The 23,903-nt window shown below is 56.2% G+C and carries 20 protein-coding genes and 1 pseudogene; 8 read left to right on the forward strand and 13 right to left on the reverse strand.

Annotated features, from left to right (window positions below):
• Positions 1–1,073: 1,073 nt before the first annotated feature.
• The 6 genes from BK665_RS09105 to BK665_RS09130 all read right to left on the reverse strand — a co-directional run bounded on the left by BK665_RS09105 (position 1,074) and on the right by BK665_RS09130 (position 9,442).
• The gene (locus BK665_RS09105; RefSeq protein ID WP_148053205.1) at positions 1,074–1,562 is read right to left on the reverse strand and encodes a hypothetical protein; all 489 of its coding nucleotides are present in this window, start codon (positions 1,560–1,562) and stop codon (positions 1,074–1,076) included.
• The gene (locus BK665_RS09110; RefSeq protein ID WP_185076476.1) at positions 1,559–3,283 is read right to left on the reverse strand and encodes a tyrosine-type recombinase/integrase; all 1,725 of its coding nucleotides are present in this window, start codon (positions 3,281–3,283) and stop codon (positions 1,559–1,561) included. The genes BK665_RS09105 and BK665_RS09110 overlap by 4 nt, the downstream gene beginning before the upstream one ends.
• Before the next feature lie 353 nt (positions 3,284–3,636).
• A complete protein-coding gene (locus BK665_RS34245) occupies positions 3,637–5,658 on the reverse strand; it encodes a hypothetical protein (protein WP_148053207.1) in 2,022 nt (673 codons plus the stop codon).
• Positions 5,645–7,009 (reverse strand): site-specific integrase, encoded by a 1,365-nt coding sequence (locus BK665_RS34250; RefSeq protein WP_148053208.1) that lies wholly within the window; start codon positions 7,007–7,009, stop codon positions 5,645–5,647. Before BK665_RS34250 ends, BK665_RS34245 begins: the two co-directional genes overlap by 14 nt.
• A 66-nt stretch (positions 7,010–7,075) precedes the next feature.
• Entirely contained in the window at positions 7,076–8,239 is a 1,164-nt protein-coding gene (locus tag BK665_RS09120; protein ID WP_259699589.1) for a TIGR03862 family flavoprotein, read from the reverse strand.
• Positions 8,240–8,521: 282 nt separating this feature from the next.
• Complete coding sequence (locus tag BK665_RS09130) at positions 8,522–9,442, reverse strand: histone deacetylase family protein (RefSeq protein ID WP_123404761.1); 921 nt, start codon at positions 9,440–9,442, stop codon at positions 8,522–8,524.
• 86 nt (positions 9,443–9,528) lie between these two features.
• Here BK665_RS09130 and BK665_RS09135 point away from each other — a divergent pair, with 86 nt between their 5' ends.
• The 3 genes from BK665_RS09135 to BK665_RS09145 all read left to right on the forward strand — a co-directional run bounded on the left by BK665_RS09135 (position 9,529) and on the right by BK665_RS09145 (position 11,664).
• Positions 9,529–10,098 (forward strand): GNAT family N-acetyltransferase, encoded by a 570-nt coding sequence (locus BK665_RS09135; protein WP_123404763.1) that lies wholly within the window; start codon positions 9,529–9,531, stop codon positions 10,096–10,098.
• 106 nt (positions 10,099–10,204) lie between these two features.
• A complete protein-coding gene (gene tesB / locus BK665_RS09140) occupies positions 10,205–11,074 on the forward strand; it encodes an acyl-CoA thioesterase II (RefSeq protein ID WP_123404765.1) in 870 nt (289 codons plus the stop codon).
• Positions 11,071–11,664, forward strand: a complete 594-nt coding sequence (locus tag BK665_RS09145) for an HAD family hydrolase (protein WP_123404767.1) — start codon at positions 11,071–11,073, stop codon at positions 11,662–11,664. The genes tesB and BK665_RS09145 overlap by 4 nt, the downstream gene beginning before the upstream one ends.
• 118 nt (positions 11,665–11,782) lie before the next feature.
• Here BK665_RS09145 and BK665_RS09150 read toward each other — a convergent pair whose 3' ends face one another.
• From BK665_RS09150 to ypfJ (BK665_RS09160), 3 genes are all read right to left on the reverse strand, one after another.
• A complete protein-coding gene (locus BK665_RS09150) occupies positions 11,783–12,742 on the reverse strand; it encodes an alpha/beta hydrolase family protein (protein ID WP_123404769.1) in 960 nt (319 codons plus the stop codon).
• Complete coding sequence (ypfJ, locus tag BK665_RS09155; protein ID WP_123404771.1) at positions 12,743–13,636, reverse strand: KPN_02809 family neutral zinc metallopeptidase; 894 nt, start codon at positions 13,634–13,636, stop codon at positions 12,743–12,745.
• A gap of 150 nt (positions 13,637–13,786) precedes the next feature.
• Positions 13,787–14,644, reverse strand: coding sequence for a KPN_02809 family neutral zinc metallopeptidase (gene ypfJ / locus BK665_RS09160; protein ID WP_123404772.1), 858 nt, complete (start codon positions 14,642–14,644; stop codon positions 13,787–13,789).
• Between the two features lie 236 nt (positions 14,645–14,880).
• Here ypfJ (BK665_RS09160) and BK665_RS09165 point away from each other — a divergent pair, with 236 nt between their 5' ends.
• Positions 14,881–15,759 (forward strand): DMT family transporter, encoded by an 879-nt coding sequence (locus BK665_RS09165; RefSeq protein WP_123404774.1) that lies wholly within the window; start codon positions 14,881–14,883, stop codon positions 15,757–15,759.
• 138 nt (positions 15,760–15,897) lie between these two features.
• Here the strand turns inward: BK665_RS09165 and BK665_RS09170 are convergent, their stop codons facing one another.
• Positions 15,898–17,214 (reverse strand): MFS transporter, encoded by a 1,317-nt coding sequence (locus BK665_RS09170; protein ID WP_259699590.1) that lies wholly within the window; start codon positions 17,212–17,214, stop codon positions 15,898–15,900.
• Between the two features lie 366 nt (positions 17,215–17,580).
• Between BK665_RS09170 and quiC the strand changes: the two genes are divergently transcribed.
• Positions 17,581–19,482 carry a 3-dehydroshikimate dehydratase QuiC gene (gene quiC / locus BK665_RS09175; protein ID WP_123404778.1) on the forward strand — a complete coding sequence of 634 codons (1,902 nt, stop codon included), beginning with the start codon at positions 17,581–17,583 and terminating at the stop codon, positions 19,480–19,482.
• Between the two features lie 102 nt (positions 19,483–19,584).
• Entirely contained in the window at positions 19,585–20,262 is a 678-nt protein-coding gene (locus BK665_RS09180; RefSeq protein WP_123404780.1) for a TetR/AcrR family transcriptional regulator, read from the forward strand.
• A 57-nt stretch (positions 20,263–20,319) separates the two neighbouring features.
• Here BK665_RS09180 and BK665_RS09185 read toward each other — a convergent pair whose 3' ends face one another.
• The 3 genes from BK665_RS09185 to BK665_RS09195 form a co-directional block, all read right to left on the reverse strand.
• Entirely contained in the window at positions 20,320–21,174 is an 855-nt protein-coding gene (locus tag BK665_RS09185) for a shikimate dehydrogenase (protein WP_123404782.1), read from the reverse strand.
• Between the two features lie 5 nt (positions 21,175–21,179).
• Positions 21,180–21,620 (reverse strand): type II 3-dehydroquinate dehydratase, encoded by a 441-nt coding sequence (gene aroQ / locus BK665_RS09190; protein ID WP_123404784.1) that lies wholly within the window; start codon positions 21,618–21,620, stop codon positions 21,180–21,182.
• A 208-nt stretch (positions 21,621–21,828) separates the two neighbouring features.
• A complete protein-coding gene (locus tag BK665_RS09195) occupies positions 21,829–22,740 on the reverse strand; it encodes a LysR family transcriptional regulator (RefSeq protein ID WP_123404786.1) in 912 nt (303 codons plus the stop codon).
• Positions 22,741–22,981: 241 nt separating this feature from the next.
• Here BK665_RS09195 and BK665_RS09200 point away from each other — a divergent pair.
• Positions 22,982–23,410: pseudogene (locus tag BK665_RS09200) on the forward strand (DUF4160 domain-containing protein).
• Positions 23,407–23,853 (forward strand): DUF2442 domain-containing protein, encoded by a 447-nt coding sequence (locus BK665_RS09205; RefSeq protein ID WP_123404788.1) that lies wholly within the window; start codon positions 23,407–23,409, stop codon positions 23,851–23,853. The pseudogene BK665_RS09200 and the gene BK665_RS09205 overlap by 4 nt, the downstream one beginning before the upstream one ends.
• The last annotated feature ends 50 nt before the right edge of the window (positions 23,854–23,903 follow it).

The raw sequence follows: 23,903 nt of genomic DNA on the forward strand, positions 1-23,903 counted from the left end.
CCTTTCTACGCAGTGGCAGGGCGAGAAAAGCCTGTACCATTTTTACTGTGGATGCGGCCATCAATGGCAACGCAATGGCAGGAATGCTCTGCGCCATCCAGGGTGTCCTGCCTGCGTTAAGCGAACTCGCTACCAAAAGACTCGTTTAACTGACGGCCTGGAAAGGCTTCAAGAGGCGGCGGCGAAGCAGGGAGGTCGGTGCCTGAGTGAAGCCTATTTAGGAACGGGCCAGCGTCATCAGTTTATTTGCTCTCAAGAACATACCTGGTATGCCATGGGCCATGAGATCTTACGAGACTCATGGTGCCAGCGTTGCGCAATCGAACAGTTTTCTAAACAACGATTGCACCCGGAAGGGTTAGAACGTCTTCGAGCTATTGCCGCTAGTCATAACGGGATTTGCTTGAGTGATGGGGAATATCTAGGTGTACGACAACGTGTGCTTTTTCGTTGCAAAGTGGGGCATGAATGGGAAACGCTTGGCCGCCGGGTGATCAGAGGCACGTGGTGCCCGATATGCAGCATTGATAAGCGACGATTAACGCTGGCTGATGCACAGAACGCGGCATCCGCGCACGGAGGACAGTGCCTTTCAATGGCCTATGAGAATAACGCTGCGTACATGGAGTGGTTGTGTCATCGAGGCCATCACTGGCGAGCGCCTTTGGCGGTGATACGAGCTGGTCATTGGTGTGCGCAATGTGCGGTTATCGCGCGAATTAGTAACAGCAAATCTAAGGCGCTCATTCGCTATACGGCTGCTACAGAATAATAAGAGAGTTGGTAGCCATGACGCGATATCAGCAAGTTTGTTCTTGCTGAAAGACTTCTGTGTAGTGACATAAGATCGATAATGATAAATAAGCCAAGTTTATTAATACTCTGATTTTTTAAAGTCTGTTGGCGCGGTCTTCCTCTGCGTTGAGGTTATGGACTGTGGCTGCGGCGTTAAAATTTCAGGCTATGAATCTCGAAAGTTATTTAATTTGGTTGGGGCGTTTTGTGCAGCGTTAACGAGTGCGATTGAGATGTGGCTAAAGTTTTTTGTTGGTTTGAGATAATTATACGTACATTTATTTTTTGCTGAAATTCGGTGTAAGGATTTTTGAATTCTCATAACTTGCCAAGCGGTCTCTAAGGGCGGTATTCTCATTCTCTAGTCGTCTAAGATTTTTACGCATGTCTAGCATCTCTAATTCTGCGATACGGTAGTTCTCAGCTATGGCTTGGTGATGGCTTTTCCATTCTTCTGCACGATCAGTAACAGCCCTACGTACGCTCTTTCGTCCACTGATCGTCGCGTTGTGGATACGTGTAAGCCATTCCTCTACCATCGGCCGCGTGGTGTTCCGGTGCGCAGCAGTTGAAAGTGTGACCTGATTGATTTTTGCACGACGGCACAACTCGGCTTGACTAATCTTTCCTCCATTATAAGGATAGATACCTTCATTAGCGTCGATCTCGACTTCGATCTCATTTATCGCGCTTTTCAACTTGTTGAAGACCATAAGTGAGCGTTGTTTTGCATGTTCTATTAGTCCTGATGGGGGGGCTTTATTCATGAAATCTGCTCCCTGCACCGTAGAATATGTAGAACCGTAGGGTCCGTTTTCCATTTTTCTTGAATGTCAGTGAATCTTTCTAAGTTGGTTAGAATTTGTGCAGCCCAAAAGTCCTGCATGAGTTCGTTATCTGCGTCCTTTTCAGCTTGATAGCAGTGGATCGCCTCAGCAATCGCTCCTTCAACATCGCTGCGCAAAAAAGCCTCCTCCAGGCGATTACTACAACTGGACATGCAGCGTGACGCCTCCGGATGTCCCACCTTTTTGGCGCAAGGACTCACACTGCCAGGCAATTTTGTGCAAATTACTCCTGGGCGAACTAACTCCCACGCCTGGCCATTCATAGTTAAAATCTCAGCCAGTTCCCGTATGTTTTCTGCTCCTAAGTCAGTACCGAGCCGGAAGCGTTCTTGCTCTACCATATGTTGAATCCGTTCGGCCGCCTTTCCTCCATATTTATCTATGCTTTCAATAGCAGTGGTCGCACGCATGATAACCATTTCCTCAGATACCAGTTTCGCTTCTGCGGCAATGACCGGGTCACTCAGAATATAATAAAGCGTCATTTCAATAGATTTGTGACCGAAAAGATCCATCAGAATTTTCGGGGCACCCACTAGAGCCAGAGCTACAAGGCGTGCCAGGGTCTTTCTAAATCGATGTGAGCTCAGATTTTGGCCTCCTGGGTCTGACGAAAGGCCAATACTTTTCACAAAAGTGCGTAGGTTATCGTTTATGCCAGTAGCGCTGAACTCACTGATATGCCCATATCTTAGCCAAAGCGAATTCGAGAGGTCGGAGTTGTCGCTTGAATCTTCTGCGTAAAAGCCGATTTGTTTTAATATATCCCGTAAAATCTCCTGCTGTTCAATTGCCTCTAAAGCCATCTCTGGCAATGGCCAATCGCGCTCGTTGCCTTCATGAAGTTGAGTCAGCTTGTAGGTAAAGCCGTTGGCAAATGGAATGCCCTCCGAAGAGCGGATTACGGCGCCAGATTCTAGAGACAACATCTCTGAGATTCTGCTTCCTACAGCCAATAGCGCAATGAAAAGGTGCGCGTATTGTAGAAGCTCAAGGAGTTTTAGAATATGTGTAACATGAGTCGGCGGCCATGTTCCTGGCAAGAGTGGCGGTGTGTTCGCTCCGACGCGGAGAGACAATGGAAATGGAGGCGTCACGAAACATGCTCCATTTCGGTCTGTCCACCGGTGTGATGCCATTTTATCTAGGGCTAGCAGTCTCCGTTTCTTTCGTATTGCTCTCTCAGTAACACCAGAGCCATGGTGTGGTACGTCTTTTACTATTCTAGCTATTTGTTTGCCTAATCCGAGAAGAGAAGGACCTAGATCCTTAGCTAGCCAAACAGCTCGCCAACCGGCCTGCGCTACCCACTCGTCCGGAAGCGGCATGTACTTATCAGTTTTTGCCTCTTGTTTGGGGCGCGCGTCAGAACCAATAACGTCTGGTATGTAATTCATTCCTTTTTTTAAATAGTCAATCCCAGGGCGATCATTCCAAAATTTTAGATCGCAGAATTTATTTATTCGAGCTAACTCGCGTGAAATCTCAAGTTGTTTTGAGTTCGAGAGATGTTGGAGGTCCTCTTCTTTCAAATTTTGGAGATATAAATCTTTATTAATGATTTTATGGTTTTTGGTACAAATTGCGATTAGAGACGGGACTGCGCGGTAAATTGGTACGAGTAGGCTGGACGGTTTCATAAGCATATTTCTGAGTCGTGACCCTAATCCTGTCGGAAGCAGGGCTATCAGTACTGCGTAGCGAGTACAATATAGAACGGCATTTTCGATGTGCGCCTTTGGAACTCCCAAAGAGCTCAATCTCTCCCGAAAGTCGACTTCAAGAAGTGATTGCTTTCTGCTCCCCGCAGGCATCCATTCACGAGGCGTTGACCAAATCCCGTAATTGTACCCATACCCAAGCCTGCCTTGTAATGCTGCTAATTCTTCGGGTAACATGTTCTTCACGTGTTCTGGCGACGTACTTAGTTGGATAGCGTCGCGTAAGAATTCCCACGTATTTCTCGTTTTCTCATCGGCCTTATTCACCACACTCAAGCTCCTTCCCAAATTATGGGCTTATGGTGACCATTTTTGATTTTCGAGCGCCAATGTTCGAGTTGTTCTTCTACTTTTTGGGGATCATAAAGCTCTAATGCTGCACAGGCGTTTGAAAGTTCATCTGGGAACGAAGAGTTAAACCACACTGTAACAGGTGTGTTATTTTGAAGGTGTTCCAACTCACATACACGCATGGCGATGCCCTCATAGCTGTCTGGTAGCAGGATTGCATTTTGAGGACATAATGTGCATCTCTGAACTCGACACCCGCCACCCTTATGATTGGGTGCAATCGCTGAAGGCGGGTTCTTTGGGTCTTTACAACCAACACCTATTCGAGTCCGGTTATTGCGATACGTAGCTAGACGAGCTAGCTCTTCAGTAGTCGTAGCACCCCATTCTAACTTAGCTCTGAGTATGGTCGCATCCACCGCTTTACGTTCATCTATCTCGCTAAATAAAATGGTCTGGAACTCGTAAATTTTTTTGACAGAGTGAGCTTTCCAACGCTTATTATCTAAGTATATTTTGGTTGTGTTGGCAGATTTATGGCCGGCTGCGATCTGTGCTGTCAAGATGTTATAATTGCTAAACTCATACGCAAATCCAATGTAGCTATCTCTAAGATCGCTCGGAATAATGGTGTTTCTTATTTGCTTGTCGGGTGGTTGTCTAAGATTTATTCTCTTTATTAAGTTTGCTAAAAATGTACCTTTGCTTTTATAGAAGGTTCTAAAGTTAAGATTCGATTCCGTGATATGGTTCACCGTGAATCCATGAGGGTCAGGATAGATCCACGGGGATCGAGCTCTCTGTATTAGTGTTTTTCGTCTCTTTAGTAAATTGTTTGACGTACTGGTCGTCAGTCCTGATTGTTTTAGTTGGTTTTCTACGTCTGCAAGTTCATTGTTTACCAATTGTCGTAATGGTGCGGTAAGTTTGACTAGCGATCTGAGTATGCTGCCGGGTGAATCGAATCTTTTATTACGACCAATGCAGGGGTGTTCTGAGTCGCCGCGGTATTTTAGGCCATATACAACGTGGTAGTCAGGATTTGTCGGATGATCTTGGACGAAACGATCTTCAATGTTTAAGTTGTATAAGGTGCTCACATTCCATCCGCTGTATATTAGACACAGAAAAAATGCTTCGCGTACTTCCTCTCGCGTGGGGTAATGATTTGCTATAATGTCTGAGAATGGCTGCATCCAGGTTGGATGGTTACATCCCGTCCACTCGCGAATGTGATCAATAGAAGGTAGTGGATGGCCAGATAATTCAATTACAGCTCGGTAGACTTCATTGGCATGTTTCTTTCTGGATTTGAAATATGTATTCTTCCAATTCATTAGGTTTGCTTGTATTTGTTCTGCTGCTTTAATTCTACTTGTTGCAGCGAACCAATCTTTTTTAAGTTCACGACGGATTCGTTCTACCTCCCACGACTCGGGAGTATCAGATTGACCTTGCTTTTTTTCGATGCTTGGCCAATGTAATGGTTGAATACCCATTTCACGACGTACAAGGTTAACTACTCGGATGAAAGTGGTATGGCAGCCGTGTGTTACGCCTAAGTTTACGGCTATGTGATGATGGATTAGCTGTAAGTCAGCAACGCTGTGAACAGGGTGGATTTCGTATAGGCTATTCTCCGTTGCTGATTCTGCCTCTTCAAATACTCGCCACCATGTGCGTAAATATTCTTTTAAAAGCTGCAATGAGGCCTGTCGATTTAAGGAAAATAAAAATTTGATTGCTGGAATCAATTCTGAAATAAGGTTAGGGCGTCCGCTAAAATCCCCTTTCCACAAGTGTTTACCAGCGGTAACCTCAGCAGCGGTTCGGCCAGTTGCTAACTGTGTTAGGTCAACCAAATAAGGATCTGTTGGATGAAGGGTCCAGAATATAAGGGGGGTTTGATCAATAGTGTTGCTCGCTATAGATTCGCTCCCCGCGGATGAGGGGGGGCTTGAGATTATGTGGCTCTTATTTGTTTTACGGTTAGGCTCGGCCATGAAGAACCTCAATGTTTATGCATGCGGCCTTGGCTTCAATTTCGTCGAGGAAGTCCTGGTATGCGAACTGAATACCCTCGGTTTCTAATATCTTTACTACCCACTGTACGTAAAGCTCTGTTGTGGTTTTATCTATATGGCCTAACTGGGGTCTGATTAGAAGTTGTATATCGCTGGTCGTGTTACCGCTAATCCAATCCAAAGGTATCGTTGCAACATTCAGCGGACCTAATTGCGCCTTCCTCTTCTGGTGCTCACGTAAAAGCACCTTGCACGCCCACCAATGTCGACCAGCATGGGGTGACCAGCCAGAAAATGGAAGGTAGCTAATTCCTGTCCACGCCTCATAAAGCGAATCACCCGAAATTCTCCGTCCGTTGTGTTCGCTCAGAAACAGATGGGGCGGAGGATGCGCAATAAGCGCACGCTGTTCGGATCGGCTTTTTGCTTCGGCGACTCGTAATGCATTGGATTTTAGTCGAGGCCCACGTCGATACTGGTGAAGTCGGTTTGCCATTGATAACGACATCCAAATACTGCGCTCAGGTCCTATCTTGTCGTCTGAGTCGTCACCATAGCTTTGCCCCTTGCAACCAAACTTGATACTTACTTTTACTTGGTCGCCTAGCACTTCCCATTTTTCAACGTATTCAGGGAGGGTGTCTACTCGCCAGCAGGCCGCCTCTTCGCGGCGAATGCCTGTATCAAGTATCAGTCGGCACATTAGTTCTTTTGTATGTCCGCGTTGTATCTGGACAAAGCGCAGCCATTTGCCAATCTCCATATCAGTAGGCAATCGTAGGTGTTTAGGGTTTTTTCGTACTCTTCCGATCCTGGATGATATTTCTTTGGGGCGGTGCCCGTGGCTACTTATTGCAAAATCATCGCATCTGTGAATAGTTTCTGTAAGAACTTCGAATTCTTTTCTCTGTCCCCTGGCGGCTGCCCAAGACAGAAAGCAGCAGGCTTCATTGACGCGGCGGTTTATGGTCGCTGGTGCTAACGGATCGCCAGCTTTCGACCAGCGCCCACTTAGCATTTCTTTTTGGTAGCCACCATAAAGATGTTCTGTGTAGCTTGCTAAGCGCCAGTCAATTCCACGTAGATCAGCCCATTCAAGAAAATTCGTAAGCGATTCAGCGTAGCTTTTCAGGCTTTTCTTTGTAGGAAAACGCTTTACGAACAGACTGCCACCGTCCGGCCAAGTGCAGATAGCTCGCTCGACTAGGTAGTTCGAGCTCTCTCTATGGTATTTCCAGTTTTCGTCAAAAACGAAAGGGACGTGGGCGACGAGCCCAAACCCTCGCTGAGTGAGTGCGGCGGGTTCTGCCCAGAAAATATAGAAGGCCATTTTTCATTTTCTACCTGGTGCCCTGACCTAGACGGTAGTAGAAAATGGCATGGATGCAAGCGTCATTTAATGAAGTGTAGGGGCTATCCTAACCAGCATTTCCCCCGCGCAGAACACACCCGGCAGTTGCTTGAGCATCAAGCGTTCATCCATCGCTTCGAACTTCACACCGCCCGCACTGCTGATGGCTTCGTCCAGTGGGCGGGTTTTCACCAGCGTCAGCGGCAATGCCTTGATCGCTTTGGCCAGCAATGCCGGATCGGCAAAACACTCGACGCCGGTCAGTTCGCGTAGCAACGCCGCTTTAACGCCGTCGATTCCGAGTTGGCTGTGCAAGTGTTTGGACATGGAACGTGAGCCGCGTGGTTTGCGCAGCGCAGTCTCAACTTTATCCACAGGCCGGCCCGGCAACAGGTCGATATGAATGGTCGCCGAGCCGTGCAGGTTGATGGCTTCGCGGATCGGCGCGGATAACGCGTAGATCAAGCTGCCTTCTATCCCGGTGGCGGTGATCACGCATTCGCCGAGACGCGGGACGTCGTCATTCAAGCCGATGGCGATGTTTTTCAGCGGTGCGCCGGCGAATTTGCTGACCATCAACTCGCTCCAGGCCTGCACTTCGAAGCCGCAATTACTCGGCTGCAACGGCGCGAGTTCTACGCCGCGTTGTTCCAGCGGCAGCATCCAGGCGCCGTCCGAACCCAGGCGCGACCAACTGCCGCCGCCGAGGGCAAGCAGGGTGGCATCGGGTTTGACGGTGATTTCGCCGTCGGGGCCAGCGATTCGCAAATCGCCGTGGTCATTCCAACCGAGCCAGCGATGGCGGGTGTGGATAACTACACCCGCATCGCGCAGGCGTTTGAGCCAGGCGCGCAGTAGGGGCGCGGCTTTCATGTCGGTAGGAAACACCCGGCCGGAGCTGCCGACAAAGGTTTCGATGCCCAGGTCATGAATCCACTGGCACAGCGCCTCGGCACCGAAGGAGCGCAGCAGCGGTGCGATGTGCGGCGCCCGTTCGGCGTAGCGCGAGAGGAACGCCGGGTAGGCTTCGGAGTGAGTGATGTTCATACCGCCGACGCCGGCCAGCAGGAATTTTCGCCCCACGGAGGGCATGCCGTCGTACAGATCGACTTTGATCCCGGCCCGGCTCAGCACCTCGGCGGCCATCAGACCGGCGGGGCCACCGCCGATGATGGCGACGTGAGGGGGGAGGGCGGTGGATTGGGTCATGGCGAGAGCTGCGGCGTGGCGGAATAAGCCGCGCATTCTATCAGCACACATTCCCTGTGGGAGCGGGCTTGCTCGCGAAGGGGCCGTGTCAGTCGACATCATTGTTGCCTGACACGACGCGTTCGCGAGCAAGCCCGCTCCCACAGGGTTTTGTGGTGTTTGTAAAAGGGTGATCAAAAAACAACCAGCGCTCTACAAGCTATATGCAACATAGCCTGCAGAGGCTTTCACTCAGGTTATCCACAGGCAGTTCCACAGGCATTGTGGGTAAAGATTCACACCTCAATGACAACCTGATGACTGCCAGACCCGTTGTGCGCTGTGATGCAGGATGCCGTGGCGGCGGGCCAGGGCGTGGCGGTCCTTGCTGTAGCCGCCGCCGATCACCCCGACCACTGGAATGTCCCGGCCCAGGCAGTGGCGCATCACGCTTTCATCCCGGGCTGCGACGCCTGCGTCGGTCAGTTTCAGGTAACCCAGCGCGTCGTCCTTGTGCACATCGACCCCGGCGTCGTACAGCACCAGGTCCGGTTGGTAGAGCGGCAGCAAATAGTTGAGCGCGTCGTCCACCACCTTCAAATAATCGGTATCGCCCATGCCTTTGGGCAATGGAATGTCCCAGTCACTTTCGGCTTTGCGTGCAGGAAAATTCTTCTCGCAGTGCAGGGAAACGGTGATCGCATCCGGGGTGTTGTGCAGGATTCGTGCAGTCCCGTCGCCCTGGTGCACGTCGCAATCGAATATCAGCACCCGATTCACCCGACCACTTTCCAGCAGGTAATGGCTGATCACCGCCAGGTCATTGAAGATACAGAACCCGGCCGGGTAGTCGTAGTGGGCGTGGTGGGTGCCGCCGGCCAGGTGACAGGCCAGTCCATGCTCCAGCGCTTGCTCCGCCGCCAGAATCGAACCGCCGACCGCCCGCACCGTGCGCCGGGCCAGGGCTTCGTTCCATGGCAGGCCGAGGCGTCGCTGGTCTTCGCGGGACAACTCGCCGCTCATGTAGCGTTCGATATACGCAGGGTCATGTGCGAGGGCGAGAATCTCGGCGGGGCACAGTTCCGGGCGCAGCAAGTCGGCGTCCCGGACCAGGCCGCTGTCCACCAGGTGATCGCGCAGCAGGCGAAACTTGTCCATCGGGAAGCGGTGATCCGCCGGGAATTCGGGGCTGTAGTCTTCGTGGTAAATCAGCGGCAGGGGCATTGTCAGAATTATCAACGGCGGCGGTAGGAATAAGTGAACGATCCTACCAGCGATGTAGACTCAAAGGATGGACCTGGAGGGGCACGATGGAGCCGATACTGGAACTCGAAAGCGCGCGACTGCTGTTGCGGCAGTGGAGCGATGAGGATTTGCCGGAATTTGCGGCGATGTGTGCCGATCCACAGGTGATGCGTTATTTCCCGGCAGCGCTGAGCCGGCTGGAATGCGCTTCGTTGATCGGGCGGATTCGCGGGCATTTTGCCGAGCATGGTTTCGGCTTCTGGGCGCTGGAGCGCAAGGACACCGGCCAGTTCATCGGGTTTACCGGGTTGGCGGTGGTCAACTTCGACGCGCCTTTCGTCCCGGCCACCGAGATCGGCTGGCGCCTGGCCCGCGAACATTGGGGCCTGGGTTATGCCAGTGAAGCAGCGTGGACCGCTCTGCGCTGCGGCTTCGACCGGTTGGCCTTGAAAGAGGTCGTGGCCTTCACCACGCAAACCAATCTGCCGTCGGAGAAAGTCATGCAGGCGATTGGCATGCACCATGATTCAGCCGATGACTTCGACCACCCGAAGCTCGCGGCCGATCATCCGCTGCGTCACCATGTGCTGTACCGCATCACCCGTGAACAATGGTTGCAAACCTTGCATGGATAAGCAGGCACGGACGTTTACAATGGCCCCCACGTTGGCCTGGGCCATTAACTGAATCGACCGCCGCAGCCACGACTGCGCGGCATTGCTTTGTGTGAGGAGAGCCTGAATGAGCCAAGTGTTGGAAGATCTGGTAGACCTGCTGACCCTGGAACCGATTGAAGAAAACCTGTTCCGCGGCCGCAGCCAGGACCTGGGTTTCCGTCAGTTGTTCGGCGGCCAGGTGCTCGGCCAGTCCCTGTCGGCGGCCAGTCAGACGGTCGAAGAGACGCGGCATGTGCACTCGATGCACGGCTATTTCCTGCGCCCGGGCGACGCCAAGTTGCCGGTGGTGTATCAGGTGGATCGGGTGCGCGATGGCGGCAGTTTCAGTACTCGCCGGGTGACGGCGATCCAGAAGGGCAACCCGATTTTCACCTGCAGCGCCTCCTTTCAGTACGACGAAGAAGGTTTCCAGCACCAGACCGAGATGCCGCAAGTGGTCGGCCCGGAAAACCTGCCGTCGGAACTGGAACTGGCGCAGCAACGCGCGCATTTGATCCCGGAACACATGCGTGAAAAGTTGCTGTGCCCGAAGCCGATCGAATTCCGCCCGGTGACCGAGAAAGATCCCTACAACCCGCAAGCGTCCGATCCGATCAAGTACGTGTGGTTTCGCGCCGACGGTGCCTTGGCCGATTCGCCGGCGCTGCATAAATACCTGCTGGCGTACGCCTCGGACTTCGGGCTGCTGACCACCTCGTTGCTGCCCCACGGCAAATCGGTGTGGCAGAAAGACATGCAGGTCGCCAGCCTGGATCACGCGTTGTGGTTCCACTCGGACCTGCGCGCCGATGACTGGTTGCTCTACGCCATGGACAGCCCGTGGGCCGGCAACTCTCGCGGATTCTCCCGTGGCAGCGTGTTCAACCGCGCCGGGCAACTGGTGGCCTCGGTCACCCAGGAAGGCCTGATTCGCCATCGCAAGGATTGGGCATGAGCCTGGCCGAGGTGCGGCACTGGGTATTCGACATGGACGGCACCCTGACGGTGGCGGTGCATGACTTCGCGGCGATCCGCGTGGCGCTGGCGATCCCCGCCGAAGACGACATCCTGACTCACCTCGCTGCGTTGCCAGCCGCCGAAGCCGCCGCCAAACATGCGTGGTTGCTGGAGCATGAGCGGGATTTGGCATTGGGTTCCAGACCAGCGCCGGGCGCGGTGGAATTGGTGCGTGAACTGGCCGGGCGCGGTTATCGCCTCGGCATCCTCACCCGCAATGCGCGGGAACTGGCCCATGTGACGCTGGAAGCCATCGGTCTGGCGGACTGCTTCGCGGTGGAAGATGTGCTGGGCCGTGACGAAGCGCCGCCCAAGCCCCATCCCGGTGGTTTGCTGAAACTGGCCGAAGCCTGGAACGTGCCGGCGAGCGAGATGGTGATGGTCGGTGATTACCGCTTTGACCTGGATTGTGGGCGAGCGGCGGGAGCGCGGACGGTGCTGGTGAATCTGCCGGAAAATCCGTGGCCGGAATTGACGGATTGGCACGCGCACGATTGTGTTGAGTTGCGGCGGATGCTTTCGGCTTGAGAGGTTTGGTGTCTGGTTAATTGCCTTCGCGGGCAAGCCTCGCTCCTACAGGGGAATGCATTTCCAACTGTAGGAGCGAGGCTTGCCCGCGAAGAGGCCCGATCAGACAACACAAATCTCACTGACTGAACAAAACCTTCTGCCCCTCAGGCGATGTAAACATCCCATCCCCGTTATGCCCGACCCCAGGCACTTCGACCAGACGCTGATTCACGCCCTGTGGATTACGCCGCAGCAAATAATCAAAAAAGTTATGCCCGCGCACCAACCGATAAGCCCCTTGGGCCTCCGCTTCACAGCCCTTGTCCAGGGCCGGGTGTTGCGGGTCGGTGTCCTGCTGGCCCAGTAGATAAGTCACGTCACGCTTGATGTAACTGCCTTCAAGTTGCGGCGCCGTTTGCCCACTGGCATAGATCGGCAAATCGGTCAGGCCATACTTCCAGCGATTGAAACCGCTACACCGCGCATGATCGAACGGCACGGGCCGTTGCTCATTGAAGTAGGCGTAGGACGACGGGTTGGCCACCACATAACGGATTTTCACCCCGGCCGCCGCGAGTGCCGGTTGGTCGTGGGCCAGCAGGGCGTAGCGCTGCACCACCTGACCGCCACCGGAGTGACCGGCGATGACGATTTGCTTCACGTCCGGAAACTGTCGACGGTCGGCGATGCGCTCGATGATCTGGTCGAGGGCCGCAAAAGAGCTCACTGCAAACGGCGCGGTGGATAAACCCCCGGCCATCCAGTCATTGCCTTTCCAGCGCAACACGCTGTCGGGCATGGGGTGGCGCACGATGTCGGTTTCGTTGAGGAATTGCGGGGCGATCACCAGTGTCGTCGCACTTTGCCCGGCCGCTTCAGCCGCTTTCTCGGCGCTGCGGCGGTAGGTTTCGGCATTGCGCAATCGACCGTGGATGATGATCAGCACCCGTTCGATTTTCGCTGGCGCCGGGCCCATGCCCACCGCCATCTCACCTTCTTTCAACAATAGGCGCCCGGGGCTGATCTCTTTGACCCCGTGCTCGTCAGCCTGGGCGCTGCCCCAGGCGATCAACAAAACCAACAGCCATTTATGCATTTACAAATTTTTCGCCGCGAAGGTATCGCACTGGCCGACCTGGCCCTGGGCGAAACCGGTTTTGAACCAGCGCACCCTTTGCGCCGACGTGCCATGGGTGAAGGAGTCCGGGACCACGCGGCCCTGGCCCTGTTGCTGCAAACGGTCGTCGCCAATGGCGTTGGCGGCGTTCAAGGCTTCCTCGATGTCACCGGGTTCCAGCCAGTTCAAACGCTTTTGCGCGTTGTTGGCCCAGACTCCGGCAAGGCAATCGGCCTGAAGTTCCTGACGCACCAGTAAACCACCATCGCCTTCCATCTGCCGACCTTGCTGGCGAGCGGTCTGAATTTTCGCTGAAACGCCGAGCAATGTCTGAACGTGGTGTCCGACTTCATGGGCGATCACGTAGGCCTGGGCGAAGTCGCCTGCGGCGGAAAAGCGTTGCGACATTTCCTGGAAGAACGCCATGTCCAAATAAACCTTCTGGTCGGCCGGGCAGTAGAACGGCCCGGTCGCGGAAGTGGCCAGGCCGCACGCCGAGTTCACCCGGTTGCTGAACAGCACCAGGGTCGGGTTCTTATATTGCTTGCCAGCCTGCTGGAAAATCTGACCCCAGGTGTCTTCGGTGTCACCGAGGATCGAGCGCACGAACTCGGCCTGTTGATCATTGGCCGGTGGCGCCTTGCGGGTTTGATTGGTGGCCGGCGCGGACTGCTCGCTCATCTGCCCGGTCAATTGCCCGAGGATCTGCATCGGGTCCTGGCCGGTGATCCAGCCGATTCCGACAATCAACAGGATCGCCGTCAGGCTCAGGCCCTTGCCGCCGCCGAAGCGCATCCCGCCGCCACCGCCGCCGACATCATCACCACGGGCGTCAACCACGTTGTCGCTGCGTCGGCCTTTTTTCCATAGCATGTGGGAATCCTCTTTCTTTACCGGTGAAGATGCGTGGTGATGAGTGTTGCTGGTGGGTTGGCGTGGCGCCAGTCCGGTCGTCAGACAGCCTTTCGCGCTGGCGGTTCTGTGCCGTGTACTGACATTAGCGGTTTCGTTCGCGGGACGGTATTACAGGTCCACGCGGGTGAAGGTATCGCAGGTGTTGATTTGGCCCGTGGCGAACCCGGATTTGAACCAGTTCGCCCGCTGCTCTGAAGTGCCATGACTGAACGTCTCCGGTCGTATCGTGGCGTTTTGGGCGCGTTGCAGGTAATCGTCGCCAAACACGGCGGCGGCATGCAGGGCCGCGTCGATGTCACCGGGCTCCAGCCAGTCCAGGCGTTGTTGCGCATGGTGCGCCCAGACGCCGGCGAGGCAATCGGCCTGCAACTCAGCGCGAACTTCCAGGCCACCGTCACCGGTGACGGGTTGGCGCGTACTCAGGGCGGTTTCGAAAGGTTGTGAGAGTTCCAGTTCAAGCTGCACGTGGTGGCCGATTTCGTGAGCAAGGACATAAGCCTGGGCGAAGTCGCCGATCACTGAAAACCGTTGGGCCATCTGTGAAAAGAACGCCAGATCGAGATAGACCTGTTGGTCGTCCGGGCAATAAAACGGGCTGCTACCGCCGTTGGCAAAACCGCACCGGGAGTGGATGCCATCGCTGAACAGCGTCAGCTTGGGGGGCGGATAGTGGCGACCCGTCTGCGCAAAAAGTTGTGTCCAGGTGTCTTCGGTATCGCCCAGCACGGATTGAACGAACAACAGGTCCCGGTCTGCGGGCGGGTGGGCGGCTGTGTGGTGACCGGATGTGTCCAAACCGGCAGGCACCACGTCAGGTGTCGTACTCAATACCGAATAAACGCCTGCACCGGCCAATGCGGCGGCGGCCAGTCCGGCGGCGAAAGTTTTCCCTGTGAGTTGGCGGGCATCCTTGCCCTCGCGGGTGTCGTTGACGTTGTCGCTGGGTCTTGCCTTGTTCCATAACATCTGTGCGGTTCCTCCATGGATTGATTGGGCGTGTATCGCCACCGCCATGAATAACCGCAATGGCAAAAATGGTGTGGGCCAAATGTGTAAGGGCTGGTAAACCGCGTGCGATCCTTCGCGGACAAGCCTCGCTCCTACAAAGAGCGGGGCGTTGTTCGCACACTTTTTTCGTTACCCTGTGTAAGAATCTGGAACCAGGTTCTAAATTGTTGGAATTAAAATTCCAAAGGATTGCCATGACCCTCAGCACCCCCCTCTCCGGTGTAAACAAACCCTTCAAAGGGATTCTGCTGATCGTCGCCGCGACTTTCCTGTTCTCCAGCCATGACGCGATATCGAAATACCTCTCCGGTTTCTACCCGATCGTCATGGTGGTCTGGGCGCGATATCTGGTGCACACCTTGTTGATGGCGGGCATTTTTCTGCCGCAATCCGGGTTACGTGTCCTACGCACCAAGCGACCCTTGCTGCAGTTGGCGCGAGCGTTGTGCCTGCTGGGCACCAGCCTGTTTTTCACCACCGGTCTGCTGTACATCCCCCTGGCCGAAGCGACGGCGGTCAACTTTCTTGCGCCGGTGCTGGTCACCGCATTGTCGGTGCCGCTGCTCAAGGAGCACGTGACCCGTGGCCAATGGATCGCGGTGATTTGCGGTTTTATCGGCGTGCTGATCATCGTCCACCCCGGCGGCGAACTGTTCACCCCGGCGGTGTTGCTGCCGTTCTGCTCGGCGATGTTTTTCTGCTTCTATCAACTGCTCACCCGCAAGCTCAGCCAGATTGACAGCCCGACGACCAGCAACTTCTTCGCCGGGTTGTGCAATACGTTGGTGATGAGCGCGCTGGTGCCGTTCTTCTGGCAGGTGCCGACGCTGGGCCATGGCTTGTTGATGTTGGCGCTGGGGAGCTGCGGGATGACTGCGCATTTGTTCCTGACCCAGGCCTTCCGTTACGCCGCCCCGGCACTGCTGGCGCCGTTTGGGTATTGCCAGATTGTGTTTGCCGGGTTGCTGGGCTGGTTGCTGTTTTCCCATACGCCGACGATGACCACGATAGTGGGGATCGCGGTGATCTGTTGCAGCGGGTTGGCGGCGGCGTGGCAGCAGAGTCGCCGTTGAAAACACTGATCAAAACCTGTGGGAGCGGGCTTGCTCGCGAAGGCGTCGTGTCAGTCGACATCATCGTTGCCTGACACACCGCTTTCGCGAGCAAGCCCGCTCCCACAGGGGTGTACCCACAGGGGAGGGTGGTGTGGTTTAGTCGGTGACGGCAGGGATTTTGCGCGGCGCCATGAAGTACATCCAGATCAGCGCGATGAAGTACATCGCCGGGATCAGGGTGAACAGTACGGTGTAGTTGTTGTTGGTCACCGTCAGGATATGCCCGACCAATTGCGTCATGAACATCCCGCCAATCGCCGCGCACATCCCGCCGAAACCAAACACCGTGCTCATCATGTGCTTGGGCGTGTAGTCCATGACCAGGCTCCAGATATTCGCGGTCCAGGCCTGGTGCGCGCCGATGGCCAGGGAAATCGCCGCCACCGCGACCCACAGATTGCTGGAACCTGCCGCCATGATCACGCCGATGATGCAGCAGGCGAACAGCAGCATGGACATCAGCCGCGCCTTGATCGGGTTGATCCCGCGACCAATCAGGAACGAGGAGAGGATGCCGCCACCGACGCTGCCGAAGTCCGCCGTCAGGTAGATGATGATCAGCGGAATACCCATCTGGGTCACGTTGATGCCCAGGTTGTATTGCTGATTCAAAAACGGAGGCAGCCAATAGAGGTAGAACCAGAACACCGGCGCGGTCATCGAGTAGGCGAGGGCGAAGGCCCAGGTGCCGCGCATGCGCAGGATTTTTGAGAACGGTACGCGGGTTTGTTCCGGTTCGACTTCCTGCTGGATGTAGTCCAGTTCCGATTGTTTGACGCTCGGATGCTCTTCCGGGTTGAAGTACTTCAAGCCCCAGCACACCAGCCAGATCCCGCCCAGTGCCGACATGCACAGGAACGCGGCTTGCCAGCCCCATGCGTGCAGGATCAGCGGCAACAGCATCGGGGTGAACATTGCGCCGACGTTGGTCCCGGCGTTGAAGATGCCAGTGGCCACGGCGCGTTCGCCGGCCGGGAACCACAACCGGGTGGTTTTCACACAGGCCGGGTAGTTCGCGGCCTCAGTCAAACCGAGAATAAACCGACAGACCATGAAGCCTGCGGCTGACGTGGCCAGGCCATGGGCGCCGGTGGCCAGGCTCCAGAGCAGCACCGCGCAGAAGAACACGCGCTTGACGCCGACCCGGTCGATCAAGCGGCCTTGCAGCACGAAGCCGATGGCGTAGCCGACCTGGAACCAGAAGTTGATGTTGGCGTAGTCCATCGCCGTCCAGCTCATTTCCTTGGCCAGGATCGGCTGCATGACGCCGAGGGCGGCGCGGTCGATGTAGTTCAGGGTCGTGGCGAAGAACACCAGGGCCAGCATGCCCCAACGGGTTTTGCCGACCGCGAGGGCGCCACGGATCTTGTCGCCGATGCCGGCGCTGGCAGAGGTCATGGAGGAACGCTCCATGGGAGAGCTTTGAGACGGAGTCATGTAGGCCACCCGATTATTTTTATGTGGTGTTCTAAGTCTTTGGTCACCGAGCCTCGGCGGTTGATGACCGGGTTCAATGTGCAGTGGATGTTGGGCAGTGGACAAAAAATCGTCAATTCGCCAACGGCCATTGTGTTCGATAATCGCACATAAAACTAACTGGCTAGTACACTTTGGGGGCTGTGCGGCCAATAATTCTCATCAAGAAAAACACGGTCCCTGTAGGAGCTGTCGAGTGAAACGAGGCTGCGATCTTTTGATCTTAAAAACCAACATCAAAAGATCGCAGCCTCGTTTCACTCGACAGCTCCTACGGAGGGAACAGCCACCGGGAGTCGAAATATGCAGCGTTCCATTGCCACCGTTTCCTTGAGCGGCACCCTGCCGGAAAAACTTGAAGCCATCGCCGCCGCCGGGTTCGACGGAGTGGAGATTTTCGAGAATGACCTGCTCTATTACGACGGCAGCCCCCGTGAAATCAGACAGATGTGCGCTGACCTCGGAATCGCCATCACCCTGTTTCAACCCTTTCGCGATTTCGAAGGTTGCCGCCGCGATCGCCTGCCGCGCAATCTGGAGCGGGCGGAGCGCAAGTTCGACCTGATGCAGGAACTGGGCACCGACCTGGTGCTGGTGTGCAGCAACGCGGCCGCCGATTCCATTGGCGATGAACAAATCCTGATCGATGACTTGCGCCTGCTGGCCGAACGGGCCGGTGCTCGTGGCTTGCGCATCGGCTATGAAGCACTGGCCTGGGGCCGGCATGTGAACACTTATCAACAGGTGTGGAACATCGTGCGCCAGGGCGATCACCCGAGCCTCGGTGTGCTGCTCGACAGCTTTCACACGCTGTCGCTCAAGGGCGACCCCAGCGCCATCGCCGAGATTCCCGGCGACAAAATCTTCTTTGTGCAAATGGCCGACGCGCCGATCCTGGCCATGGATGTGCTGGAGTGGAGTCGGCATTTTCGCTGCTTCCCTGGCCAGGGCGAATTCGATCTGGCGGGGTTCCTCGCGCCGATCATCAAGAGTGGCTACACCGGGCCGCTGTCCCTGGAAATCTTCAACGACGGCTTCCGCGCCGCGCCACCCCGGGCCAATGCCGCCGACGGTTTGCGCTCGTTGCTGTACCTGGAAGAGAAGACCCGCCAACGTCTGGCGCAGGAGGACAAGCCTGTGGCCAACGTCGATATCCTGTTCGAGACGCCCAAGGCCAGCGCGTACAACGGCATCGAGTTTCTGGAGTTCGCCGTGGATGAAAGCCTCGGCGCCAAGCTGTCCCACTGGCTGGAACGGCTGGGTTTCGTCAAGGCCGGGCAGCATCGTTCCAAGAGCGTCAGCCTGCTGCGCCAGGGTGATATCAACCTGATCCTCAACTCCGAACCGTACTCGTTCGCCCACAGTTTTTTCGAGGCCCACGGCCCGTCGCTGTGCGCCACTGCCGTGCGGGTCAACGACAGCGCCAGTGCCCTGGCCCGCGCCGTGGCCTACAAGGGCCAGCCTTATCGCGGACTGGTCGGCCCCAACGAACTGGAACTCGCCGCCGTGCGCGCACCGGACGGCAGCCTGATTTACCTGGTGGACCAGGACGCCGATGTCTACGGCACCGACTTCAACCTGCAACCGACCGCCACGGCCAGCGGCGGCCTCAAGCGCATCGATCACATGGCCATGGCGCTGCCGGCGGACAGCCTCGACAGTTGGGTGCTGTTCTATAAAAGCCTGCTGGATTTCGAGGCCGACGACGAGGTGGTGCTGCCCGATCCCTACGGTCTGGTGAAGAGCCGGGCGCTGCGTAGCCGGGACAGTTCGATCCGCTTGCCGCTGAACATTTCCGAAAACCGCAATACCGCGATCTCACACGCACTGTCGAGTTATCGCGGCTCCGGGGTGCATCACATCGCCTTCGACTGCGACGATATCTTCGCCGAAGTCAGCCGGGCGAAAGAGGCGGGGGTGCCGCTGCTGGATATCCCGCTCAACTACTACGATGACCTGGCGGCAAGGTTTGATTTCGACGATGAGTTCCTCAGCGAGCTGGCGTACTTCAACGTGTTGTACGACCGCGATGCCCAAGGCGGCGAGTTGTTTCACGTTTATACCGAACCGTTTGAAGGGCGTTTTTTCTTCGAGATTATCCAGCGCAAGCACGGTTACGCCGGTTACGGCGCGGCCAACGTCGCAGTGCGTCTGGCGGCCATGGCCAAGTCCCGAAGTGGTGCCGTACGTCAGGCAAAGTTGTAGGAAAATCGTAAACACGGGGTTAAACGGCGGCCGCGCAGCTTCCTTCACTGTGCGGCGCGGCCCATAATCGCCAGCCTGTGCAGTGATGGCCGTGAGCCCGCAATGACAATAACTTCAGAACTCTCCGTAGCCCCCGACGAACCGCTTGTGGAGCCTCGCAAGAGTCGCAAGAACAACCCGGAAAAGACCCGCGAAAACATCCTGCAAGAGGCGATTGTCGAGTTCGTCCAGCAAGGGCTTTCCGGCGCCCGCGTCGATGCGATTGCAGAGCGCATTCACACTTCCAAACGCATGATCTATTACTACTTCGGCAGTAAGGAGCAGCTGTATGTCGAAGTGCTGGAAAAACTCTACGGCGATATTCGCAGCACGGAAAACCGTCTGCACCTGGCCGAACTGGCGCCGATGGAAGCGATTCGGCGGCTGGTGGAGTTCACCTTCGATCACCATGACCGCAACGTCGATTTCGTGCGCATCGTCAGCATCGAGAACATCCACAACGCCGAGTACGTGAAACGCTCCGAGGCGATCCGGGCGATGAACAACACCATCCTCGATTCACTGGGCGAGATCTTGCGTCGCGGCGTGGAAGAGGGGGTGTTCCGGGCGGGCCTGGAGCCACTGGATGTACATTTGTTGATCAGTTCGTTCTGCTTCTACCGCGTGTCGAACCGACACACGTTGGGGGAAATTTTCCAGGTGGATTTGCCGGATGAAAGCGTCAAGCAGCGTCATCGGACGATGATTTGCGAGTCGGTTTTGCGGTATTTGCAGGCCTGACCTGTGGCGAGGGGGCTTGCCCCCGTTGGGCTGCGAAGCAGCCCCCCTCCCGGTCTATCACCCATTCAAACTCTGAAAATGCGCCAACATCCGCTGCGCATCCGGCACCACCCCGCTAAACAATTCAAACGCCTTCACCGCCTGAAACACCGCCATGGTCCCGCCGTCGAGCGTCCGGCAACCCAAGGCCCGGGCGTTGCGCAGCAGTTCGGTTTCCAGCGGAAAATACACAATCTCCGCCACCCACAATTCACTCCTCAGCAACTCCAGCGGCACTGGCATGCCCGGCAATTTTTTCATGCCCATGGGTGTGGTGTTCACCAGGCCATCGGCCACTGCCAGGGCGCTCTCCAGAACATGCCCGACCACGGCCCGGCCCGCGCCGAAATGCTGATTGAGGTTGTTGGCCAGCGCCAGCGCACGACTGCCGTCCACGTCGAAAATACTCAACTGCCGTACGCCTTCGCTGAGCAACGCGTGGGCCACCGCCGCGCCTGCGCCGCCCGCGCCCATTTGGACGACGCGTTCGCGGGCAACGTCCTGCAAGCCCCGGCGAAAACCTTCGGCAAAACCCAGGCAATCGGTGTTGTGGCCGATGCGTTTTCCGTCCTTGAGCACCACGGTGTTCACCGCGCCGATGCCCCGGGCTTGCGGGGACAGTTCGTCGAGCAGCGGGATGATCGCCTGCTTGCACGGGAAGGTAATGTTCAGCCCGGTAAAGTTCATGCGCTCGGCGGCCATCAGCAGGTCGGGCAGGGCATTGACGTCGAGCTGCAATGGGTCGAGGTCGATCAGGCGATAGAGATAACGCAGGCCTTGGGCATCCCCTTCATGCTCGTGCAGCGCCGGCGTGCGCGAGGCCTGGATGCCGGCGCCGATCAGCCCGGCCAGTACAACGTTGTTCTGGGACATTGTGCTCACCCCTGCAAACGATGACTGAAATGCTCCAGCGCCAGACGATAGCCGTGGCTGCCGAAACCGGCCATCACCGCCGTGGCAATGGCCGAAACAAACGAGTGGTGACGGAACGGTTCGCGGGCGTGGACGTTGGACAGGTGCACTTCGATCACCGGCAACTCGCTGGCCACCAACGCATCGCGGATCGCCACGGAGGTGTGAGTCCACGCCGCCGGGTTGATCACGATTGCGGCGCAACGGCCGCGAGCGGCGTGAATCCAGTCGAGCAATTCGCCTTCGTGATTGGTCTGGCGAAACTCCACCGCCAGGCCGAATTCCTCGGCGGCACGACCGCACAATGCGGAAATGTCGGCCAGGGTTTCGTGGCCGTAGGTCGCCGGCTCACGGGTGCCAAGCAGGTTCAGGTTCGGGCCGTTGAGCACCAGAACGATAGGGGGCATCGGGTTTCTCCACTTATTGTTTTTGGCTTTGGCTGAGGGTTTCAGCCTGTGGAGATAAATTGTACTAGCCGGTTACTTTGGTCAATTGAAGAGGTGGTGGGGCGGGTTTTTGTGTTCGGTGATCGGACAAAATCAAAAGATCGCAGCCTTCGGCAGCTCCTACAGGGCGCGCGTTTACCTGTAGGAGCTGCCGAAGGCTGCGATCTTTTCAGCGCGGCAAATGCTCGACCAGAAAATCAATGAACGCCCGCAACCGCAACGGCACATGCCGGCTCTGCGGATAGAGCAAGGTGAAAGGCCGGGAGCGCCCGCCATACGGCTTGAGCACCTCCACCAATGAGCCATCGGCCAATTCGTTTTCGACAATGAAGCGATAGGTCTGAAACAACCCCGCACCGTGTTTCGCCAGGGTCACGCCACCCAGCACATCGTCGGAACAACTGAGATTTCCGTCGGCGAGAATCTCCAACGGCACGCCGTTGTCATTGAACAACCAGGCAATCCGCCGCCCGCTGCTGGGCAGTTCGTACTGGATGCATTCGTGCTGCTGAAGATCGTCCAGGGTTTGCGGCACCCCGGCACGCTTCAGGTAATCGGGGCTGGCGATCATCACCAGTGCCGCGTCTTCCAGATGCCGCGCAATCAGACCGGAATCCGGAATGGCCCGCACACGAATCGCCATGTCATAGCCTTCGCCGACGAAATCGATGTTGCGATTGCTGATATGCGCCTCGACCTTCACCGCCGGAAACCGCGCACGAAACGCCGGCAGCAACGGCAGGATCCGGTGATGGGCATAGGTCGTGGGAATACTGATGCGCAAGGTGCCGGACGGTTCCTGCTGCTGGCCCATGATCTCGCGCTGAGCCTCGACCAACTGTGCCAGCGCCTGACGGCACTTCTCGTAATAACGGCGACCACTGTCGGTCAACTTGACGCTGCGGGTGGTGCGCGCAAACAACCGCACCGCCAAGCGCTCCTCCATCCGCGACACCGACCGGCTCACCGCCGCCGGAGTGACCCCGGCCACCAGCGCGGCGGCGGTAAAACTCCCGGCCTCGGCGGCGAGGCAGAACAGTTCGATGCTACCGAGCTGAAGATCGTCGAAGTGTCGTTGCATGATTGGTTACGCCGGGGATCAGATGAAGGCTGGAGCTCTGTATTTATCAAATGCCTGCGCATTAATACAGCGTGTTACTGCGAAAGGTTTGTTTACCATTTTTCGGCGTCGTGGGCAGGGCACGCATGGTCTCGAAAGCTAGGCTCAGTTCAGGTGGCTGATTCGGAGAGTCAGTGCCAGTTATCGGAATTTCAAGGAATGTTGAGCCTTACGGCTTATTAAACCTAACGGATGGGTTAGCATGAGATTGTTCAGCTACAAAGGGTTTTCGATGTTGATCAACTTGCGTGACGAACACTGCCCGCCGCACACCCATGTGGACGGCGGGACATGGAGCGCGCGTTTCAAGTTCAGCTTTTGACACAACGGTGTCGAGCTTTGGGATGTTGTTCCGCATTCACGCCGGCCACCTGGCGCCGTGCTTGAGGGCTTGCGTTACGGACTCAGGCAACCTGCACACCTGCGCCGTGCGCGCAGTATTTGGTGGGACAAATTGCAAACGGCATGCCTCGACAATCAGCTTTGGGATTCGCAGGACAACGAAGTCGTGGTGATGAAAAGGATCACAAGCACAACCTACGTGATTGGTTCAGCGTGTTACGAGCCCGATAAGAACAAGACCCTACTGGCCCTGATCGGCGCGCCGGAGGGTGTGGAGATCGAATTATGAAAACGGTTAAGGCAAAACTGCTGGTCGATCGGCCAGTGACTGAAGCAGTGCTGGACGAGGCGATTGAGCGGGGGCGGCTGCGCCATAAAAGTGGTGTGCAGGCGACAGCGGTGACGTTTCAGGAGGGATGCCTTACGATCCGCTTCGAAGATGGCACTGGCGTGTTACTGCCCGTGAAGCACTACCCGGAATTTGATGGTTTTGAAGCCAAGGATTATGCCGATCTGAAAGTAGGCCTCTCCGGCACTGCTCTGTGCAATGAAGAAAAGGACCTGCACGTCTCCATCGCCGGGATGATTTCCGTCAGCAAGCCCCTGATGAATATGGCCGCTTCGGTCATCTCCTCGCGCAATGGCCGGCAAAGCAGCGCCGCGAAGGCTGAAGCTGCCCGGGCTAACGGTAAAAAGGGCGGTCGCCCGCGCAAGGTCGAAGTCATCCCGTAAACAACACCCACAAAAAAGCCGTCATCAAGACGGCTGATTTGTATCTGGCA

Origin of the sequence: Pseudomonas frederiksbergensis (assembly GCF_003732665.1) — a bacterium.
GTDB classification, from domain to species: domain Bacteria; phylum Pseudomonadota; class Gammaproteobacteria; order Pseudomonadales; family Pseudomonadaceae; genus Aquipseudomonas; species Aquipseudomonas frederiksbergensis_G.

Bases quoted from the DNA above. Each gene is read 5' to 3' on its own strand.
- BK665_RS09135 (WP_123404763.1), top strand. From the start codon at position 9,529: ATGGAGCCGATACTGGAACTCGAAAGCGCGCGACTGCTGTTGCGGCAG.
- BK665_RS09110 (WP_185076476.1), bottom strand. From the start codon at position 3,283: ATGAAACCGTCCAGCCTACTCGTACCAATTTACCGCGCAGTCCCGTCT.
- ypfJ (WP_123404772.1), bottom strand. From the start codon at position 14,644: ATGTTATGGAACAAGGCAAGACCCAGCGACAACGTCAACGACACCCGC.
- BK665_RS09130 (WP_123404761.1), bottom strand. From the start codon at position 9,442: ATGCCCCTGCCGCTGATTTACCACGAAGACTACAGCCCCGAATTCCCG.
- BK665_RS09185 (WP_123404782.1), bottom strand. From the start codon at position 21,174: ATGTCCCAGAACAACGTTGTACTGGCCGGGCTGATCGGCGCCGGCATC.
- BK665_RS09145 (WP_123404767.1), top strand. From the start codon at position 11,071: ATGAGCCTGGCCGAGGTGCGGCACTGGGTATTCGACATGGACGGCACC.
- BK665_RS09180 (WP_123404780.1), top strand. From the start codon at position 19,585: ATGACAATAACTTCAGAACTCTCCGTAGCCCCCGACGAACCGCTTGTG.
- BK665_RS09165 (WP_123404774.1), top strand. From the start codon at position 14,881: ATGACCCTCAGCACCCCCCTCTCCGGTGTAAACAAACCCTTCAAAGGG.
- ypfJ (WP_123404771.1), bottom strand. From the start codon at position 13,636: ATGCTATGGAAAAAAGGCCGACGCAGCGACAACGTGGTTGACGCCCGT.
- BK665_RS09105 (WP_148053205.1), bottom strand. From the start codon at position 1,562: ATGAATAAAGCCCCCCCATCAGGACTAATAGAACATGCAAAACAACGC.
- BK665_RS34245 (WP_148053207.1), bottom strand. From the start codon at position 5,658: ATGGCCGAGCCTAACCGTAAAACAAATAAGAGCCACATAATCTCAAGC.
- BK665_RS09150 (WP_123404769.1), bottom strand. From the start codon at position 12,742: ATGCATAAATGGCTGTTGGTTTTGTTGATCGCCTGGGGCAGCGCCCAG.
- BK665_RS09205 (WP_123404788.1), top strand. From the start codon at position 23,407: ATGAAAACGGTTAAGGCAAAACTGCTGGTCGATCGGCCAGTGACTGAA.
- BK665_RS09195 (WP_123404786.1), bottom strand. From the start codon at position 22,740: ATGCAACGACACTTCGACGATCTTCAGCTCGGTAGCATCGAACTGTTC.
- BK665_RS34250 (WP_148053208.1), bottom strand. From the start codon at position 7,009: ATGGCCTTCTATATTTTCTGGGCAGAACCCGCCGCACTCACTCAGCGA.
- BK665_RS09170 (WP_259699590.1), bottom strand. From the start codon at position 17,214: ATGGAGCGTTCCTCCATGACCTCTGCCAGCGCCGGCATCGGCGACAAG.
- BK665_RS09120 (WP_259699589.1), bottom strand. From the start codon at position 8,239: ATGACCCAATCCACCGCCCTCCCCCCTCACGTCGCCATCATCGGCGGT.
- quiC (WP_123404778.1), top strand. From the start codon at position 17,581: ATGCAGCGTTCCATTGCCACCGTTTCCTTGAGCGGCACCCTGCCGGAA.
- tesB (WP_123404765.1), top strand. From the start codon at position 10,205: ATGAGCCAAGTGTTGGAAGATCTGGTAGACCTGCTGACCCTGGAACCG.
- aroQ (WP_123404784.1), bottom strand. From the start codon at position 21,620: ATGCCCCCTATCGTTCTGGTGCTCAACGGCCCGAACCTGAACCTGCTT.